Origin of the sequence: Rhodococcus sp. ENV425 (assembly GCF_002887785.1) — a bacterium.
GTDB classification, from domain to species: Bacteria; Actinomycetota; Actinomycetes; order Mycobacteriales; family Mycobacteriaceae; genus Rhodococcus; species Rhodococcus aetherivorans.
Genome location: NZ_PCZU01000159.1, coordinates 1 through 924, shown reverse-complemented (window position 1 = coordinate 924; position 924 = coordinate 1). Strand labels below are relative to the sequence as shown.

The window sequence follows — 924 nt, the reverse complement described above, 5'->3', positions numbered from 1 at the left end:
TCGGCGACGCGGGCGGCGTTGGCGACGTGCCGTTCCATGCGCAGCGACAGGGTTTCCAGGCCCTGGGCGATGAGGAAGGCGTTGAACGGGGAGACCGCGGAGCCGAGGTCGCGCAGCAGTTGCACGCGGGCCTTGAGGGCGTAGGCGGGGGCGCCGAGGTCGGCGTAGACCACGCCGTGGTAGCTGGGGTCGGGGGTGACGAACTGGGGGTGCCGCGCGGTGCCGTCGGGGCCGGTGGCGGTCCAGTCGAAGGTGCCGCCGTCGACGAGGACGCCGGCGATGGCGGTGCCGTGGCCGCCGAGGTATTTGGTGGCCGAGTGCACGACGATGTCGGCGCCGTGCTCGAGGGGGCGGATCAGGTAGGGGGTGGCGACGGTGTTGTCGACGATCAGCGGCAGGTGGTGCTCGTGGGCCACCCCGGAGATGCCCGGCAGGTCGAGGAGGTGGTTCTTGGGGTTGGCGATGGTTTCGCCGTAGAAGGCGCGGGTGGTGGGGCGGATCGCGGCGCGCCACTGGTCGAGGTCGTCGGGGTCGTCGACGAAGGTGACCTCGATGCCGAGTCGGGGCAGGGTGTAGTGGAACAGGTTGTAGGTGCCGCCGTAGAGGTAGGGGCTGGAGACGAGGTGGTCGCCGGCGGCGGCGAGGTTGAGCACGGCGAAGGTTTCGGCGGCCTGGCCGGAGGACAGCAGCAGGGCGGCGGCGCCGCCTTCGAGGGCGGCGATGCGTTGTTCGACCGCGTCCTGGGTGGGGTTCATGATGCGGGTGTAGATGTTGCCCGGTTCGGTGAGGCCGAACAGGGCGGCGGCGTGGTCGGTGCTGTCGAAGGTGTAGCTGGTGGTCTGGTAGATCGGCAGGGCGCGGGCGCGGGTGTCGCCGCCGCCGGGCTGGCCCACGTGGATCTGCTTGGTCTCGAAGCTCCAGCCG

Annotated in this window: 1 protein-coding gene; it reads right to left on the bottom strand. The window is 71.1% G+C overall.

From position 1 onward, the window contains the following. A partial coding sequence (locus tag CQZ88_RS13325) for a PLP-dependent transferase (RefSeq protein WP_102799875.1) occupies nt 1-924 on the bottom strand: 924 nt, incomplete at both ends.